The sequence below is a fragment of the Desulfitobacterium nosdiversum genome, from assembly GCF_049860565.1.
GTDB lineage: Bacteria > Bacillota > Desulfitobacteriia > Desulfitobacteriales > Desulfitobacteriaceae > Desulfitobacterium_A > Desulfitobacterium_A nosdiversum.
Genome location: NZ_CP172056.1, coordinates 1,197,960 through 1,217,384, shown reverse-complemented (window position 1 = coordinate 1,217,384; position 19,425 = coordinate 1,197,960). Strand labels below are relative to the sequence as shown.

The 19,425-nt window shown below is 37.6% G+C and carries 15 protein-coding genes; 2 read left to right on the top strand and 13 right to left on the bottom strand.

Annotation, left to right across the window (positions count from 1 at the left end):
• The first annotated feature begins 30 nt into the window (after positions 1-30).
• Both ACHOLT_RS05830 and ACHOLT_RS05825 read left to right on the top strand, forming a co-directional pair.
• Entirely contained in the window at positions 31-1,167 is a 1,137-nt protein-coding gene (locus tag ACHOLT_RS05830; protein WP_425806426.1) for an efflux RND transporter periplasmic adaptor subunit, read from the top strand.
• 13 nt (positions 1,168-1,180) lie between these two features.
• Positions 1,181-4,252, top strand: coding sequence for an efflux RND transporter permease subunit (locus ACHOLT_RS05825; protein ID WP_425806424.1), 3,072 nt, complete (start codon positions 1,181-1,183; stop codon positions 4,250-4,252).
• A 137-nt stretch (positions 4,253-4,389) separates the two neighbouring features.
• Here ACHOLT_RS05825 and ACHOLT_RS05820 read toward each other — a convergent pair whose 3' ends face one another.
• The 13 genes from ACHOLT_RS05820 to pseI all read right to left on the bottom strand — a co-directional run bounded on the left by ACHOLT_RS05820 (position 4,390) and on the right by pseI (position 19,421).
• Entirely contained in the window at positions 4,390-6,105 is a 1,716-nt protein-coding gene (locus tag ACHOLT_RS05820) for a cell wall-binding repeat-containing protein (protein ID WP_425806422.1), read from the bottom strand.
• A gap of 113 nt (positions 6,106-6,218) precedes the next feature.
• Positions 6,219-8,897: a cell wall-binding repeat-containing protein gene (locus ACHOLT_RS05815; RefSeq protein WP_425806420.1), complete on the bottom strand. Its 2,679-nt coding sequence runs from the start codon at positions 8,895-8,897 to the stop codon at positions 6,219-6,221.
• A 149-nt stretch (positions 8,898-9,046) separates the two neighbouring features.
• Positions 9,047-9,886, bottom strand: a complete 840-nt coding sequence (locus ACHOLT_RS05810) for a hypothetical protein (protein ID WP_425806418.1) — start codon at positions 9,884-9,886, stop codon at positions 9,047-9,049.
• 142 nt (positions 9,887-10,028) lie between these two features.
• Positions 10,029-10,241 (bottom strand): transcriptional regulator, encoded by a 213-nt coding sequence (locus tag ACHOLT_RS05805; RefSeq protein WP_425806415.1) that lies wholly within the window; start codon positions 10,239-10,241, stop codon positions 10,029-10,031.
• A gap of 39 nt (positions 10,242-10,280) precedes the next feature.
• Positions 10,281-10,394, bottom strand: coding sequence for an adenylyl-sulfate kinase (locus ACHOLT_RS05800; RefSeq protein WP_425806414.1), 114 nt, complete (start codon positions 10,392-10,394; stop codon positions 10,281-10,283).
• A 55-nt stretch (positions 10,395-10,449) separates the two neighbouring features.
• Positions 10,450-11,682 carry a polysaccharide pyruvyl transferase family protein gene (locus ACHOLT_RS05795; protein ID WP_425806413.1) on the bottom strand — a complete coding sequence of 411 codons (1,233 nt, stop codon included), beginning with the start codon at positions 11,680-11,682 and terminating at the stop codon, positions 10,450-10,452.
• Positions 11,679-12,863: a hypothetical protein gene (locus ACHOLT_RS05790; RefSeq protein ID WP_425806412.1), complete on the bottom strand. Its 1,185-nt coding sequence runs from the start codon at positions 12,861-12,863 to the stop codon at positions 11,679-11,681. Before ACHOLT_RS05790 ends, ACHOLT_RS05795 begins: the two co-directional genes overlap by 4 nt.
• A 1-nt stretch (position 12,864) precedes the next feature.
• Complete coding sequence (locus ACHOLT_RS05785; protein WP_425806410.1) at positions 12,865-14,418, bottom strand: DUF362 domain-containing protein; 1,554 nt, start codon at positions 14,416-14,418, stop codon at positions 12,865-12,867.
• Complete coding sequence (locus ACHOLT_RS05780) at positions 14,393-15,376, bottom strand: glycosyltransferase (RefSeq protein ID WP_425806408.1); 984 nt, start codon at positions 15,374-15,376, stop codon at positions 14,393-14,395. The genes ACHOLT_RS05785 and ACHOLT_RS05780 overlap by 26 nt, the downstream gene beginning before the upstream one ends.
• Before the next feature lie 286 nt (positions 15,377-15,662).
• Positions 15,663-16,793, bottom strand: coding sequence for a UDP-4-amino-4,6-dideoxy-N-acetyl-beta-L-altrosamine transaminase (pseC, locus tag ACHOLT_RS05775; protein WP_425806406.1), 1,131 nt, complete (start codon positions 16,791-16,793; stop codon positions 15,663-15,665).
• Between the two features lie 20 nt (positions 16,794-16,813).
• Entirely contained in the window at positions 16,814-17,833 is a 1,020-nt protein-coding gene (gene pseG / locus ACHOLT_RS05770) for a UDP-2,4-diacetamido-2,4,6-trideoxy-beta-L-altropyranose hydrolase (protein ID WP_425806404.1), read from the bottom strand.
• Positions 17,834-17,911: 78 nt separating this feature from the next.
• Positions 17,912-18,376 carry a GNAT family N-acetyltransferase gene (locus ACHOLT_RS05765; RefSeq protein ID WP_425806403.1) on the bottom strand — a complete coding sequence of 155 codons (465 nt, stop codon included), beginning with the start codon at positions 18,374-18,376 and terminating at the stop codon, positions 17,912-17,914.
• A complete protein-coding gene (gene pseI / locus ACHOLT_RS05760) occupies positions 18,369-19,421 on the bottom strand; it encodes a pseudaminic acid synthase (protein ID WP_425806402.1) in 1,053 nt (350 codons plus the stop codon). Before pseI ends, ACHOLT_RS05765 begins: the two co-directional genes overlap by 8 nt.
• Positions 19,422-19,425: the final 4 nt, after the last annotated feature.

The window sequence follows — 19,425 nt, the reverse complement described above, 5'->3', positions numbered from 1 at the left end:
ATCAAAAAATAATTTGAGGGGAGAAATTACATGTTATCAAAAAAGAAAATAATACCCATCTTAATCGTTATCCTTCTTTTAATAGTGGGTATTGCTGTATTTAAAGTCAAAAAACCCAACCCTATTGCAGCGGCTTCTTCGAGTAAAGTTTCTGTCAAAGAATATCAAGTCGATAGTGTTGAAAAAAATCCAATAATTACATATAAAGCTTCATTAGAAGCCTCCGAAGAAGGTACAGTAAGCAGCAAAGTCTCCGGTAAGGTTGTTCAAATCATGTTTGAAAACAGTCAATTTGTATCCCAAGGAGACCCGCTTTTACAGTTAGATGATCGGGATATTAAGAATAATATAGCATCATCCGAAAGTAAATTAACGGCTTCCCAAATCAGTTTGGAGAAAATTCAACTGAATATAGAAAATGCTCAGCGTTCTTATGACAGAACAAAGGCTCTTTTTGACCATGAGGCCGCTTCCCAGGTTGATCTAGAAAACGCTCAAACAACCTTAAAAAATGCTCAAACCGATTTAGAATCAACGAAAGCCAATATAAATTCAGCCCAGATCGATCTCAATAATTTGAAAAGTACGTTGTCTAATACAACAATCACAGCACCTATTTCAGGTGTTATGGACGAGAAGACTGTAGATTTAGGGCAATACGTCAATACGGGCGTAGTTCTGGGAAAAGTCAAACAGATAGCACCGATTGATGCTGTGATTGAGGTCAACCAAAACGATATCGGATCTTTGGCAATCGGGCAGAGCGTCAAGGTCAAAGTAGGAGACAGCGAAGTCAAAGAATATCAGGGAACGATTAAAAGTATTGACCCATCTGCCGATCCCGCATCCAGAGTAATTAAATGCAAAATTGAAGTAGATAATAAGGACCAGTCCTTAAAACCTGGCATTTACGCAACCGTCGAGATAGAAAGCACTCAAAAAGCAGAAACGATTGCCGTACCGACACAGGCCTTAACCGGAAACGAAGGAAATTACAGCGTACTTGTCGATGAAAAAGGGGTTGCCCATAAACATACGGTAACTATCGGGACAATCACGAATGGCAATGTCGAAATTAAAAGCGGCCTTTCCAAAGGGGATAACATCATCATGACCAATGTGAACACGCTTCAAGATGGTGATGAGGTTACCGTCGTTAAAGAATAGAGGGAGGCAGCATATGTTTATTTCAAATTTAAGCATCAAACGCCCCGTATTTTCCATTGTCGTGGTTATTGCCATGCTGGCAGTCGGCGCAGTCAGCTATTTTGGTTTACCCATTGAACAATATCCGAATACGGACATCCCGGTCGCAGCGATCTCCATCACTGAGCCGGGCGCTTCAGCCGAATCGATTGAAACGGAAGTTACGAAAAAAGTGGAAGACACCGTCGACCAAATCTCAGGAGTGAAACACGTTACCTCCACCGTTATGGAGGGAGTTTCCCAGACCATTGTCCAATTTAACAACGATAAGTCTACCGATGTGGCCGCACAGGATGTCAAGGACAAACTGAGCAGCATTCGGGGTACTTTGCCGAGGGATATTAATGAACCGGTGATTCAAAAGTTTGACTTTAGCTCCCAGCCCATTCTTTCACTTGTCGTTACCGGACCTCTTTCAAGTAGGGACATGACCCAATTCGCCAAAGATGAAGTCACAAATAGATTGAATACTATAAAAGGCGTTGGCTCGGTCACGACATACGGCGGACAGGACCGGGAAATTCATATCAAACTCGATAAAGAGAAAATGGCAGCGCTGAATCTGACCACTACGGAAATCCTGACCAGCCTGCAAAGCGATAACATCAATGCCTCAAACGGAAACCTGTCAAACGGGGATAAGGAGCTTTCCATCCAAACCGACAGTAAGATCAAAGAAGTCAATGATTTCCTAAACGTTTTAGTCGCTAAACGAAACGGAACGGAAATACGAATTAAAGATATTGCCCAAGTGGAGGACGGTCTTAAGGACAGAGACAGCATATCCTATTATAATGGTTCCGAAGCCATTGGGATCGATATCGTCAAGCAATCCGGACAAAACACAACCCAAGTAGCCGCTGATGTAAAAAAAGAGATTGCTAAAATTCAGGCCTCACTTAAAAACGGCGTCCAAATTCATATCGTCAACGACAATTCCCTGACCATTCAGGATTCCGTAAACGAAGTGCAGAAGACGATCCTCGAAGGATGTTTACTCGCAGTTATCATCGTTTTCTTATTCCTTCGCAATTGGGGAAGCACACTCATTAGCGCCGTATCCCTGCCAACCTCAATTATCACAACCTTTGCCGCAATGAAAATAATGAATATCTCACTCAACACCATATCGTTACTGGGGCTTTCGTTGGCGGTTGGTTTGCTCGTCGATGATGCAATCGTTGTTATTGAAAACATTACGCGTCACTTAAACATGGGGAAATCACCGATTCAAGCAGCAAAAGAAGGTACAGCCGAGATTGGTCTTGCGGTTATGGCAACAACGTTTACCATCGTCGCCGTGTTTCTCCCGATTTCCTTAGTCAACGGAATGATCGGACCCTACTTTAAGCAATTTGGCCTTACCATCGCTTCCAGCGTCCTCGTTTCCCTGTTTGTATCCTTTACTCTCGTACCGATGTTATCGTCAAAATACCTAAAAAAAGAATCCGTGGAAACCAAAACCCAAAAAGGGAAACTTCACCGCTTTCTCTTATGGTTCAACCATCTGTTTGACAAACTTGGTCACGTGTATTCCCGTATTTTGACAGTCGCTTTGCGCCACCGAGTAAAAACTTTAGTCATCGCTTTCGTCCTATTCTTCGCTAGTTTAGGCCTTGCGACGACCATCAAAACAACCTTTGTCGAGACAGTAGATAACGCAAAGGTTACCATCGAAGCAAAGACCGATAGCGGCTCAACCCTGGAAAGCGCCGCTAAAACAGCTAAACAGATGGAAACGATTCTTAAAACATCTTCCGAAGTCAAATCCCTTTACACAACGGTAACCGCAGACAAAATCACAATTATCGCAAGTGTGCCTGAAAAAAAGGACAGAGCGGAAAGCTTAAGCGCGATCGGTAATCAGATGCGGACGGCTCTGAAGCAAATTCCCGGAGCAAGCATTGCCATAACCTCCGGCTCCAGTCAAATGTCCGGAAAAGACATTCAGCTGCATTTTAAAGGCAATGACTTTAACCAGTTGCTGGCTTTTACACAGCAAGCGGAAAAAATGATGAAACAAATTCCGGGAACCGTTGATGTCGACATGAATTATGTGGCCGGAAAACCCGAAGCCAAACTTGAGGTCGACCGCGACCGCGCAGCTGATTTAGGGGTAAGCCCTTCGAACGTAGCCAATACCTTAAGCACTCTGTTTAACGGCTCGGTCGCAACGCATTTTGAAACAAGCCAGGATCGCTACGATGTTAAGGTTTTGCTGCAGAATGATCAAAGGCAGGATTTTGATAGCTTGAAAGGAATTTATGTACCGGGGACCAACGGTAAAGCGATTCCGCTTGATCAAGTCACCAGGCAGGTCTTTACGACGAGTCCCACCACGATTTACCACTATGATAAAGCCAGAGAAATTCAGTTGACGGCGAATCTCGTCGGTACGACATCAAGTCAATTCAATAAGATATTTAATCAAAAATTAGCAAGTGATTTAAAGATGCCGGCCGGAGTGACGCAGGTGGCTGCCGGATCACAGGAAATGATGGCAGAAAGCATCACGAGCTTGGGCACTGCATTTTTAATGGGAATCCTATTTATTTTCCTGATTTTAGCTGCTCAATTTGAAAGCTTTATCGATCCCCTTGCCATTTTATTCTCCCTGCCCTTCGCCATCATCGGAGCTATATTGGGCCTGTTCCTCACCGGTAAAGACTTTAGCATGATAGCGTTCATCGGCGTAATTATGTTGATGGGATTGGTTACAAAAAATGCGATCCTATTAATCGACTTCACGAAGCAAAGGCGGGCCGAGGGCGCAGAACGCAGTACAGCTTTGCTCCAAGCAGCTACAACGCGGCTGCGACCGATTATTATGACGACATTAGCGATGATTTTCGGCATGATTCCGACCGCAATCTCGACAGGAACCGGTTCAGAATCGAACTCGCCAATGGCCGTTACCATCATAGGCGGGTTAATCACTTCAACCTTCTTAACTCTCATCGCAGTTCCGGTGGTTTATTCACTACTCGATGATCTAAGGGGATTAGAACTCCTACACATGCAGGCTAAACAGAAGGATATAAAATGATTTCGTTGAAAAGGATCATCTCCTTATAATTAGAGTTACGGGTAAACTGCCCGTAACTCTAATTTTTATTAACAGGAATTAGGATATTTCAGCAATTATCTGCGATTATTTATTTTAGAACACTAACTTTTTGACCGTTATTTAGTCATTAACTTACTTATGGTATCGTCACTAACCGCACCTTGAAGTCCAAAAATATAAATATTTTTAGTTTGTGCAAGCGTTTGAGTTGTATATTGGGTCGTTACATCCTGAAGATTATTATCATCCACCAAAACTATAGCTGAAGACAATGTTGCTGCAAGTGCTGAACCAGAAAGAGCATCCGGGAAATCAGATCCTGTCGCAATACATATTGATGTGGAATCAAGTTCACTTTGAAATGTTTTTATAATGTTAATATTTCTCTCATATTTATTACTTCCAACAATTCTCTCCGAATTTGGAAGCTTACTTGCAATAGCATTGCTTATTAAATCAGTATCTCCTAAGACATAAGCTTTACTAAAATTTGTATTGCCAATAAATGATTGTAAAGAATCAGGCAAATTATCCTTATCTGTTAATATAATTGGAATTCCTTCTTTTGCTGCTATAGAAGAAACGGATAGGGCATCTGACCAATCATAGCCATTAGCCACCATTAATTTCCCTGAACCATTACCGAGTTTATTTGCTATTGCAACTGATGTTGCGTATCTATCGGCACCCATGAGTCTTTCTGTTGTGATTCCCATGCTATTCAGCTGATTTTCAATTTCTTGAGACACGGCTCCAGTTCCGCCACATATAAATATGTAGGTCGTATTTAACCTTTTAATTTCATCTAAGGTAACTTGAGGGATTGTTTTTGTATCTGTAAGTAAGATAGGGGCATTATATTTTTTGGCTAATGGAGCAGCACTGAGGGCATCCGGATAATCATTTCCTGTTGCAAGAACTGCATAGGTTGACCCGTTTTCCCAACCGGATTTTGATATCGCGACAGAAGTTTCAAATCTGTCTGAGCCACCAAGTCTTATCGTATTAACAGTCCCATCTGCAACTGTAACATTACAGGCTGCACTGCACGAACCATCAGAAGCTATGGCGGTAATAACAGTACTTCCTAAGTTTAGTCCGGATACTACTCCTCCTGATACGGATGCTATACTCGGATTTGATGATATCCACATAATGTATGTATTTGTCGGAAGTTGTGGCGATACAGTTGCATATAATGTATCCGTACCTCCGACGATTAACGTATCAGAGCTTTTACTTAAAGTTAAAGAGGTTGCGGAATTATTAACAGTTACAGTACAAGTTGCGCTACTGGAACCATCAGCAGCTGTTGCTGTAATTACAGCTGATCCTATACTTTGGGCCATTATTAATCCATTAAATACTTGTACTACATCCGTATTAGATGATTTCCATGTTACTGCTTGATTTGGTGTAACTGTTGCTGTCAAAGTATCGACAGTTCCAACTGACAAAACATCCGTGGTTTTATTTAAGGTTATTGAAGAGTCTGGATTTTTAACAATGACTATACACGTTGCATAACTACCGTCTGAAGTATATACCGTAATATATGCTGTTCCTTGACTTAAACCCATTAAAACTCCGTTAAATACTTTTACTACATTGGGATTTGATGATATCCATGTTAAAGTTTGACTTGAATTACTTGTTGAAGGTATCGACGCTGTTAATGTATCTGTCTGCCCGACTGTTAAAACATCTGAAGCTTTATTCAAAGTTATCGATGCAATATTTCCCGTAGTATCTGCTAATACTTCAAAATTCATTGACAGAAGCAAAAAAATCATTAAAAACGTCGTTAAAATAATTGATCGTCTTTTTTCCATACAAATCCTCCTAAATATTTTAATACAATCGAAATTTAGCCTAATAATACTTTATCATATTACAAAGGTTTTTTGATTTCATTACTCGAGTTTAATTTCTAATTGAGTAGAAATTATTTTGACGTCGTACAATAAACAATGCTTGACTGAGAACTTGTCGTTACACTGTTACAGGCCTGAATTTTATAATAATAGGTCGTTCCTGAAGACAAACTGTTATCTGCATAATACGGGTTGCTGACCGAGGCAACAATCGTGTATGTTCCTGAACTTGAGGTCGACCTTAAGACGTTATAATAGGTAGCATTACTAACAGAATCCCACGTGAGATAAATTTGGCTGGTACTGAGCATCGTAGCCAAAACGTTTGAAGGAGTTGCAAGGCTACTGCGGCCGTACATAGTTGTCGCATAGGCAATATTCGAATAATCACTTTTACCCACACTATTAACCGCCTGGACCTTATAAAAATACGTTGTTCCTGAGGATAGATTATTGTCGGGATAATACGGAGTGCTCACTGATGCAACAAGCTCATATGTCCCAAGGCTCGACGTTGATCTATAAACGTTATAGTAAGTTGCAGTACTCACTGCATTCCATGTTAAATAAATTTCGTTAGAGCTAAGACCTGTAGCAACAGGATTACTTGGAGGTGATAGGGTAGCACTGTCTAACAAGGTCGTGGCGTTAACAATGCTCGAAAAAGCGCTTGACCCGGTTGTATTCATTGCTTGAATTTTATAATAGTATGTGATTCCTGTTGTCAGCGAATTATCCGAATAATAAGGAGTGTATACTGAGCCGATGATGGAATATGTCCCAGCATATGATGTTGAACGGTAAATATTATAATAAGTCGCATTACTAACTGTATCCCATGTCAAATTGATCTGATTGGTATTCAAAGTTGTTGCGGTAACATTTGCCGGGATTGAAAGAGCGCTATTGCTTGATAATGTTGTCACACTGACAATGTCTGAATAAGCACTCGTTCCCGTGCTGTTTACAGCTTGTACTTTATAGTAATACGTAACCCCAGATGGCAGATAGGTATCCGTATAGTTGGAAGTATTTACGGTACCAATGTTAGTGTATGTTCCAGAATATGATGTGGCTCTGTAGATATTATAAGAAGTTGCGTTACTTACAATACTCCACGTCAGATAGACTTGACTGGAACTAAGAGAAGTTGCGACTAGATTTGTTGGAATCAACGATGTTTCGTTACTCGAAAGTGTTGTCGAATAGATAATATCTGAATAACCTCCTGAGCCCGTACTATTTAAAGCCTGTACTTTATAATAATACGTTGTTCCTGGTGATAAGTAAGCATCTGAATAATAGGGAGTGCTTACCGAAGCAACATTTGAGTATGTTCCAGAATACGACGTAGCTCTGTAAACATTATAGGCCGTTGCATTACTGACAGAATTCCACGTTAAATAAATTTGATTGGAATTCAAAGAAGTTGCCACAACATTCGTTGGGGTAGACAGAGCACTATTATTTGATCCAGTGCCAGGAGCAATACTGTTCAGTAGACTATCCGAGACAACGCCAGTTCCACCAAAAGCAGTAACCTTCTTTAGAATTGTGGATTTACTTTGAAGAAAATTAGTTGTAGTTTGATTCAAAGTGTTACTGACAAGAATAACTGGAGATTTTGTTAAAGCAGCTAAAGCCGAACCAGATAACGCATCTGGAAATGAATCACCCGTTGCAACATAGATACTGCTTAAATCAAGATCATTCTCAAACGCATTGATGATCTGAATATTATCTTCATACCGATCCGATCCGCTCAATCTTTGGGGTGAGGGGAGTTGCTCAACCACTGTATCACTAACAACACTTGAGTCACCCAAAACATAAGTTTTTTGGACTTTCAGATTTAAATATTCTTTGAGGCTATTTGACAAGCTATCTTTAGGGGTGAGAAGAATTGGTATTCCTTTTTGAGCCGCAATAGGTGCAATTGACAATACATCTGGGAAATCCACACCCGTTGCAATTACTGCCTTATCAAAATTTCCCAACATTTTGGCCACATCCATTGACGTTTCATAACGATCTTGACCTGCAATCCGCGTTACGTTAATTCCCAAGTTTTTAATGGCTTGTTCTACATTGCCAGTTAGAACTCCTTCACCACCGATCATTATGACATTCTTTACATTTAAACTTGAAAGTTCGTTTTTTGTGGAATCCTCTAAACGATCTGTTGATGTAAGTAAAATAGGCGCATTATATTTTGATGCAAGAGGCGCTGCGCATAGGGCGTCTGGAAAATTTTCTCCGCTTGCTAATATGGCATAATATGATGTTTTCCAACCAGCTTGCGCAATTTTAGCTGAGGTCTCATACCGATCGTCCCCTGCAAGGCGATCACTCCCGACAAAAGAGACTGTACCTCCTGACGAAGAAGCAGATAAAGTTGTAGCCCAAGCTTCTGTAGAATAATCACTGGATCCCACACTATTAATAGCTTGGACTTTATAATAATAGGGAGTTGCTGCAGTCAAGCCTGTATCATTATAATTTGGAGTTGTTACAGCGCCGACATATGTATAAGTACCAGATAAAGAGTTTCCCCGATAGATATAGTATTGGGTAGCATCACTTACCGGATTCCAAGTTAGATTGATTTGATCAAAGCCTGTCACCTTTGCTGTTAAGCCTGTAGGTGCTGATGGTAAACTTAATGCATTAGCTTTTACAGGTAAAAAAGTCATTGAAATTATTAAGCAGATTAAAATTGTAAGAAGTTTAAACGTGAATTTTTTCATCATATCGCCTCTCATTCTAGGTGATTATGGAAAATTAAGCATATTTATAATTAAATTATACCGTAAAATGCACAGAATTACCTGAATATTATCTGAAAAAAATAGGGTCAGCCTTATAGCTGACCCTATTTGATCTTACACCACTCTTTTACTTACTCACTCATGATCGTAAATGTTTCTGTCAGAGGAGGAAATATTGTTTTAGAAGCTACATCGGGTATTATATTGACAGTATATGTTCCCCTAGAAATCTCTGAAGACGATTCAATTGCATTCTCGGATAAATTCAGTGATACGCTATATTTCCCATTTTCAATAGACGATAGAGTTGCGACAACTGCAGATGAAGGATTTCCATTGTATGTAACTTCAGCTGTCATCCCAGTTGGAGCATTTGTTGCGGTATGAATGCCTTGGTTATCTTCTGCCTCCAGATCATAAGTAAGGAATGGCTTTGTTCCGTTGGAACGCAATGTATCTATACTAAAAACAGTCGTAGAAGGAGTTGAACTTAGAACAACTTGAGTTGCATTTCCTGAATACTTAGGAACATAAAGTGTTTCAGTAAAAGATTTGTTAAGAAGGGTATGGAAATGAGGTGTAATAATAATTTCACCGAGGCGAAAATAATTTGTAATATAAATAGTTAGTTTTCCTTGACCATTTTTCACTTTAAGTTCAGATGTCTGTCTAAAATCTTCAAAAATGGCCGGACCGCTTATCGTAACTGTCCCTGAATAATTACCGTAGGATACTGGCTTTCCATACTGATCTAACAGATTAAATTCTATGACTTGACCTTTTTTATGAAATAGCAAAGAATTAGCAATCTTTGCCGGAGTACCAGGCTTAATACTGATTGACGTAATCACAGGGGCCTCAACTGAAGATGAATCTTCAGTAATTTGTGCTGCAGCTGGGATCACATTAAACGATCCAAGCCCTAGTAACATAACAAAGGATGCCCCTAAAATCTTTGAGAATAATTTCATTGCAATACCTTCCTTCTACAACGAATCCGAAGAAAAATACTTCTTTAATTAAAAAGTTTAAGCTCCTTGTTTAAGATTTGCAAGCAAACTTTGTCACCCTGACATTATCTTAATAACTTTAATCTCATAAATTTTCTACTACTTATAGTCCAGGAATATTATCCATATAATCTCCCCGAAGGATTGGAATAAGCTGCGATCTTAGGGGGTCTTCAACTTCCTTAAGCTTTTTATCATCTAATTTTAAAATTTCAATGGTATCTAAATGAAGTTTATCCGCAAGTTCCTTAGCCGTGAAATATTGATTTTTTCGCAGCTCTTTAATTGTTTTATTCATCAGTGTTCGACCGAACATATTATCACCTCGATAAAAAGCAGTATTGCTTTAAATCATTTAAAGCATCCGTTTGACGCTTGTTTCCACAGGATCAGTTATTAAGCCAGTAAATTCACGCATCTCACCACGCTGAGTCTTAGCATATAAGCCCTTTGGATCCTTTTTTCGCATTCATAATTATTTACCCAATGTATTTAGAATAATATCAGATAGATTCTATTAGATGTCAACGGATGACCTCCAGAATAGTATAGGATTCACTAGATTTGCCTATGTCGTTGAAAAGTTCTTTTGCAGCACTTTGTGCCCCATTAGTAGTTACAAAGATGATATCATTTTTGTACTTGCGGATATTTTCGGGTGATTCTGAAGTTATACCCTCAAAAACACTTTTACGATAAGAATCATATACATGCATGAGCTTAGCATTTTGATATCTTTGCTTTATATAACTTACAGTTAGTGTAGACATCTGAGTTAGACCCCAAATCGAGTATTCATACGTTGCATTGAAATCTGTCATTTTCTCATCAATAAATGTCTTTATCGTCTGAAATGCATCAACAATGTACTCATTTTTTTCTCTTTGCTCATAAAACCAACTAATATCATAAATAGCCTGATATTTTTTATATGCATTGAAAAGTCTTTCAATAGTGGTTTGAATAACCCTTTCCTTATGTTCTTCATATTCAATCGGTTCAGGATTCCAATTGATATTTAGAAATTCTGATTTGCTGTATATCTTAATCAACTTATCTACCCATGAAAACCTATATGAAATGTCAGTTTTAGCAAGAATGACGGGTATGCCAGCTGCAATACATGGTACAGAACAATGCAAAAGAGAAGTTATGACTAATTTTGCTTCTGATTTATAATCTTCATAATATTGTCTCATTAGAGCTTTCGGATCATCGATTGGCTCGTCGTGCAAATGTGTTCTCCAAACTGCATCCTTTTTAATATTGTCAGGAATATACTGGACTAAATCATCTGGGATATCAACTATGAATACTTTATTAAACGATTTACCTTCTATTTCTCTCTTGGGAAGCGTAGCAGTTATACAACCATGAAGATAGGCTTGAATGCTATACCTGCGCAATGTATTTAACGTTCTTTCATCCCGACACCCTATAGGTTCAAAACGTCTATAATATTCTACCTCTTCAGGAAGTAAAGTATCTGTAACTAATGTAAGTCCGAGAAAAACCGGAACTATATGATCAGAAAACCTTGCACTGATTCCCCCATCGATGTAGTCAATAAGGGGCATGGTAACCGGTAATATAACATATTCACCCTTGTAGGTACTAAGCTCATTTTTGTCAATATAAACAATATCTTTTTGTGGAATTCCCATTCGCTCATATATTTGATCAATTGCTATGAGTTGCATATTGTCACCAAGGTTATTTACTTTTCTTGCATTAAAGAGATAATTAGCAAATTTCATATATGAATTTTCTCCCTTTTTTTATTCTCAGTAGTAAAACCCCTTAAAACCCATTTTTTCAGACTACTTATGTATACAATAAACGGAAATTTATTACCTCCGGCTCTATATCTCTCAACAATTTCCTTACAGAAAGAATCACTTTTGCTTTTTAATAATACATACCCCCAATGATACCCCGGATGATCACGAAAAGCCTGAACATCAAAAACTTCTGAGTATTTGTCCAGTTTACCGATTGCTTCTAATTCTGCCATTGTGCGGGTGCATTTTGCACATTTGCCACAGTTACCTTTATCTTGAGAGGTATCAAGACATACGGCCAAATTATCGTAAGTAAATGGAAAATCAGTAATGAATTCTACTTTTTTAAGCCGCGTCGTTTCAACCCCTGAAGAGTAAAAATGCGTATTCTGTGTGGAAAGGCAATGAACGTTTAAGAGATCAAAATATGCGGCATCTGCTTCACTAAAATAAAAATCAGAGGCAGAAAAACCAGACGAATAATAATATATCGAAAATAACTTCTGCATAGCAAGAGTTGCTCCAATAAAAACAAATGGAACAATAGGCGCATGTGCTTTTTCATAAAGCCTTAAACATGTATTTGAAGTCATTTTGATATATCTTAGATTACAATCATGAGCTATATTTGATACTTTATGCTGCAACTGTCTTTCCGACTTGCTATCAAAACCTCCATAAATACCCATGTTATAATAAACCCCATGAGTGAGTTGAAAGTTTGGGTCCTCACAGTTAATGTATTTAGCCAGAGTATATGAAGAATCAACTCCACCTGATATTCCAGTTCCAACAGCGCCTTCGCTTGGAAGTTTTTCAGATTCGGTTTGGGTAAAAATAATTACATTATGATAATATGTGATATTATTTATTAGCAATGGAATATAGTAATTTACTAACTGATGATGTAACTGCTCTGATATAGGGGTCTCACAATAAATCTTACATATATCTTTGTCTGACGATCTCATCATTGCCCAAGGAAGCAATGATACTAAAAAAGCATCTGACCGTTCCACACACAGATATTTCTCGTATTCCTTTTCAACCTCAAACCATAACTCGAACGACGAGTCCTTTTCCCTAATTTCAGCGCTTAGTACTGCATTACCGTTTTCCTTATTGGCTATTTTGGGTTTTCCAATTACTATTTCCATTTTATGATTCCTCCGGTAATGTAGATTTCTTCCTGAAACTCCATCCATCAGGTGGTATAAGTTCTATCGGTAACCTTGATGACTCTGCAATACTTTTACCGTTAATTAAACATTTACCCTCAGCATTTGAAAATAACCATGGGCATCCTTTAGCCATCTTATATAGGGTTATTGAATCAGGATCAACCCCAAAAAGACCTACGATCTTAGTATCGATCATGTACCCATTCCAACCAGCAGCCACTAATCCAGCTTTAACCGGGATAGGTGAGGTTGGACCATTCCCCATTCCCATTGATATTCCATCTACGATATAAAATATATTTCTATCGGTTTTACTCCTTAGGTGTCCTTCTCTATCGCAGCATAGAAAAATGCGGTTTAGATCTAGTATCATTCGACAAATTGTCTCATTGCCTGACCATGCTCCAGCTGCCACACTTTGTCCGGAAAGTTTATTGTGTAACCATCTTGCTAAATCTGTATTTTCAGAAGACTTTTTCAGCGAATCAGTTACTTGCTTCTTTGCATTCATATTTATCTCTGTAAATTTCGTTTCGCGATCTTTCAGAAGCCTTAACATTCGAACTCCCGGTTTCCCAATTAACTTCCAACTATACCCAATGATATACTTTCTAATTAAGTTGTAAAACTTCACTCTTTTAATATTCTTATGGTCAATAACAGGCATTTCATCTCCGCCCATATTCTTGCTTCCCATCGTGAAATGGGGAAGATAATTTTTATCCACATTAATTCCGACTAGATTCTTGAGGCAACATGTAAGCCCTGCCTTCCTATGGGTTTTGAGTTTTGGAACAGATATTACTACATTTGCACTTAAAACAGTTTTAGATACACGATATTCCTGTATATCACCTGTGTGATGCCGCATCGTTGATTTAATATCATAACCTGCGCCATGAATATCGACATGTTTATATTTATCAATAGCAAATAAACTATTCTTCCCTAGGTTGATAACCTGGGACTGAGGTTGTTCAAATGCGACTTCCTGTTCTCCAACCCATATCCCGTTTTCTGTCATAACTTTAACTGATCTAAAATCGCGTAGTTCTACATTAACTCCACGTTGCTTAAGAACATCAATCATCTGTTTTAATCCCAAACGCTCAACAAGAAGATCAAAATCGGCTTCAGAACTACAAGCATCACCGACTACAACCAGTCCGGATCCTTTCATTGCTTTCCAGCAATAATCGACGATAGGTCTTAATACTGATGGATGAGTTGTTAAATATTCCTGCATTTCATCTTTTGATGAATGAAGAACTAAATTTGGTTTAATTACAACAGTATACCCAGGAGAGATAATCTCTGACAACGGCGACCATTCAGAGGTACCAATATTTTTTTTATCCATTTCAAGATCAATAAAGCATTGTCTAATGCTTCTATAAACATAATTTTTCTTATTACTTATTTTAATTGCTTCTAGCTCAGGAAAATTCTCGTCAGGATCATATGGAATAACAGGAGAGTAGTCTATTCCATTCTCCTGCCTAATACTAAGACATATTGGTTTCATATCCATCCCTGCCTTCCAAATCAGATTGACTAAAATTTAGTCTCTCTTCCTCCACAACAAGCGGGTAATTCATCAGCCTTGTATTGCATTTAATGATGTATTCACCAATTAATCCAATAAAGAAAAGTTGTATTGCTCCGATAAAGAAAACACCAATTAAAATCGGAACTGTACCTGCAGGAAATTTATCCCAAAACATTAACTTCAATATAAGGTATATAATTGCTATAATGGCACTTAAAAATGACGCAAGAAAGCCCGCAACGGTTGCAAATCTTGGACCAACTGATGAAGCATTAGTAAAACGAATTATAGCAAAATCTAGTAAAGTCCATAGATTATTCTTTGATTTTCCCTTCTTTCTAAGCTTTTGCTTATATGGAATTTTTACAATATTATATCCTAGCTGAGTTATCTGCTGATAAAATGAAACAACTGGATCATTTATTGTGCGACAAAGATCCAAAAATTGTTTATCATACAAACCACTACCAGTAAAGTTCTTCAATACATCCGTTTCGGAAAAACGTTTATAAAAATAGTAATAAGTTTGTCGTATATTCCACATAATACGCTTCTCTTCACTTGACTCTTTTATTAGGCAGACTATTTTCGCTCCTTTTTCCCATTCATTAACCATTTGAGGTATTAAATCCAGTGGAACCTGGAAATCTGCAGGTATTGATATAACGCAATCCCCTATAGCTTGAATTATTCCATAATACCCTGAAGTTTTTGGAAAATTCCGAGCGTTAAAGATTGCCCTCACTTTGGGATTTTCAGAACATATTTGTTTCAATAAAGATCTTGTTTTATCTGTTGAATGATTGTCAATAAATTGGATAATATAGTTATAATTTTTGAGTCTTTGATCAAAAAGAGCAGTTAACTGATTAACCATCTCAATAATATTATCCTCTTCATTAAAACAAGGAATATTAATCCCAATAGTTTTTGTTGTCAACTTATACCGCCTCACAATATATAAATCCACCGAATTTTAGTAAACTTTGATTGTTGGGTTTTCGTTTATTTTGCATAAATTGTTAATAATTTTATCCTATATTTCATCAGCCCAACTTATGAAACCACTAAACTGCCTTCCTAATCTCGTCGACGGATGAAAATTGATAGCTGTTTCTGTCCAGAAACTCGTTTAACAGTTTGGCATGATGGATATTAGAATTATGGTTCTTTCCTCTAAGCTCGACAATAGAGACTTTTCTTTTCACATACTCTACAAATCATATTTATAACCCACCTAATCCTTTGACCGTTTTAATAACATACTCAATCTCTTCATCTGTCAGCAAGGGATACATTGGTAAGCTAATCAACCTGCTATATAGTGCCTCGGCACTGGGACAGCAAACATCTGAGTAACCATTTTTCTGATAATAAGGATGTTTATGTACCGGAATATAATGAACATTAACACCCAACCCAGCTGCACGTAATTTATCATATGCTTCTTTGCGTGGCATATTGGTAACCTGTATTGCGTACAAATGATAACTATTTTTACATCCTTCTGCCTGATAAGGAGTTATGATTCCCTCAACTTTAGCAAAGGCTTTATCATACTCTGCTGCAATCTCACGTCTGCGCTCAACAAACTTATTAATCTTTTTCATTTGGCTTATGCCCAATGCACACTGGAAATCCGTTATACGGTAGTTATACCCTAGCTCGATTTGCTCATAATACCAGCCGCCTTCATTATTATTGAGCATGAGGCTTTCCTCTCTTGTTATACCGTGTGTTCGGTACAACTTTAAACGCTCGTACAACTTTTCATCATTCGTTGTAACCATACCACCCTCACCGGTTGTTATGTGCTTTACCGGATGGAAACTAAACTCTGTCATATGTGATAAGGCACCGATTTTCTTACCTTTATATTCCGCACCCAGAGCATGTGCGGCATCTTCAATGACAATCAAATTATACTCGTCAGCAATTGTATGGATTGCATCCAAATCGCAGGGCTGCCCAGTTAAGTGTACAGGTATAATTGCCTTCGTTTTTGATGTAATTTTTCTCTTAATATCGTCTGGATCAATATTATATGTTTTCGCATCAATGTCAGCAAATACAGGAGTACCGCCACAATATAACACACAGTTAGCGGACGCAGCAAAAGTGATAGGAGTAGTTATAACCTCATCGCCTTCGCCAATCCCTGCCGCGAGACAAGCTACATGCAGAGCAGCAGTTCCGTTGGAAACAGCAATAGCGTATTTTGCCCCAACATATTCCGCAACAGTTTTTTCAAATTCTGAGATTTTGGGCCCAGTTGTCAGGTAATCTGACCTAAGAACCTCACAGACGGCTTGAATATCATCTTCATCAATTGTCTGTCTTCCATAAGGTATAAACATTGGTTTAGCTCTCCTTCTACTTATAAGCAAAATACATCTTTAACAATTCTATCAACTCCAAAGCCATCCACCAGTAATTGCATGGCTCGGGATTTTTGTTTTCTAATTTCATAATTAGTTATGTAATATTGAATATTACTTATTATTTTTTCTAGACACTTATCCATTCCATTTCTTACGTCACCTGAAAACGGTATTAGATTCATATCATCAAAAGCTTTAGCACCAAATGCTTGATTATCTGCAAATATAAATGATACCGAAGGCACTCCGCATGCACATAATTCATATAGTGTTGATCCACCTGCAGCAACGGCAATATCACATTGTTTCATTAAATCCGACATATTCTTTACATTTTTATGTATTCTAATATTAGAGTATAATTTGAGATCAACTTTTTCAGTAATCTTACTATATCTTCCTGCAATAATATGAATGTTAATTTGAGATAACCTATCATCTTTAATGATTGCCTTTGCTAAATGAACAGCAACTTCGTAAGTGTCAGCCCCACCTGTAGTTATCAATATATTTTGAACTATTTCATTTGCTTTATAATTTATACCTCGAAATTCATTTCGAAGTGGAGCGTACTTTGGTCCTAAGATTAGTTTTGTATTTGTTTCCTTATACGTTTGGGAATAATTAAATAAATTAAAGTAAGCATTATAGTTAATAAGTACGTCAACAGGATAATTGAATTTATTGATATCATCTATATAAATCAGTTTTACATATTCAGATAGCTTTCGAAAGTATTCTTCTGTCACATAATAACTATCTACAACTAGCTTATTAATACGATATTTACAAATAATCTTCGTTAAAATATCGACTTCAGAAATCATGTCATCCCATATCGTATTAAGTTGTATAGCTTGAAATTGATAATATTCTGCAAGTTTACTTGTCCTCGAATCTGCTGATATAAAAAGAACATCGATATTCGAATTTCGTATCCCTTGCGCAATGGAAAGGCATCGCATAAAGTGACCTGTTGCTATTGTTTCATTAACATCTACTCTAATTCCAATCATGTAAGTACTCTCTTTTAATTATGGTAAAATCATATTTTTTGTCATTTGTACCTAGCCTATCGCTTATTTACTAGTAAGTTATCTAGTTAACTTCTTTAGATAAAAATATTGTTGTTTGTTATTATCATACGTTCCTGTATAACCACTTTCTTCAAAGACTTTCTTCGATGCCTCATTTTCACTCTTAACAAAAGCTATAATAAATTTAATATCCGGTCTATCAAGTAGGATTTTCTTCTCCATATAATGAATCATGATTTTTCCATATCCCAATCCCCTATACTCTTTTGACACACTATAATTAACTTTTGCCGTATCTTCCTCACAATTAAGCCTTATCTGCCCAATTTTTAATTCATTATTGCATAGCATATACATAATAGTGTTTCTGTCAGCCATACAATTTTCGAACCATCTTTTATGTTCATCATACGGTATTATTGCTGTGCTAAATGAATTATTACGAACTAGTTTATCGTTTGCCCATTCATATAAGAAATCAACATCCGACCAATTAACCGGTCGCAAAAATACATTACTCATCCTCAATCTTCCCGTCGCATATCTTTTCTTGACTAATAGGAGTTCCAAATTTCAGATCGCAAGCAGCTTTTTTACCAAGAATATACTTATAAAATTTCGGTTTCATTCCATAACCAGGTCTAACACACCGAACGTTTTCCTCCGTTAATATTTCACCTTTTTTAATATCTTTCGAGACAAACAAGGAACGACGGAAAACCGTGCTGTTCTTTTCTTTTTCTGAAAGCTCATAATTTACTCTTCCCTTAGCAGAAACCGATGTTCTAATGTCGGAAACCATAGAAGCGAACTCATGTGGTTCCATTGAAAAAGTAGCATCTGGATTATCAATTTCGCGGCTTAAGCAAAAGTGTTTTTCGATAACACATGCGCCAAGGCTTACACCTACAATAGCTGCAATGCTTCCCATTGAATGGTCAGAAAGTCCTACATGCACACCGAAACGCTCTCTCATGTCTGGTATAACCGCAAGATTCATATCCGAATAATTCGCAGGATATTCACTACAGCATTTGAGCAAAACGATTTGATCGTTTCCTTGTCGTTTACAAGCATCGACAGCATCTTGAATTTCATCTATTGAGCCCATACCACATGAAATTATCATTGGTTTACCCTTACTAGCAGCGTACTCGATTAATGGAATATCTACAAGTTCAAACGAAGCTATCTTAAAAAACTCAGCACCAAGTTCAATAAGGAAATCAACAGCTGATTTGTCAAATGGAGTAGACAAGAAATCTATCCCTATTTTTTCACACTCATCCCTAATTGCTTTATGCCACTCCCAAGGAGTATAAGCTTCCTTGTAAAGATCATATAATTTGTAGCCATTCCAAAGCCCATCTTTAATTCTGAAGTATTCATTATCACAATTAAGTGTTAGTGTATCAGCAGTATAAGTTTGAATCTTTACGCAATCTGCACCAACTTGCTTAGCAGCATGAACTATTTCTAGAGCATTTTCTAATTTTCCAGCATGATTTGCTGACATTTCGGCGATAACATATACTCCACCTGAATTCACAACATCATATAATTTCATATTT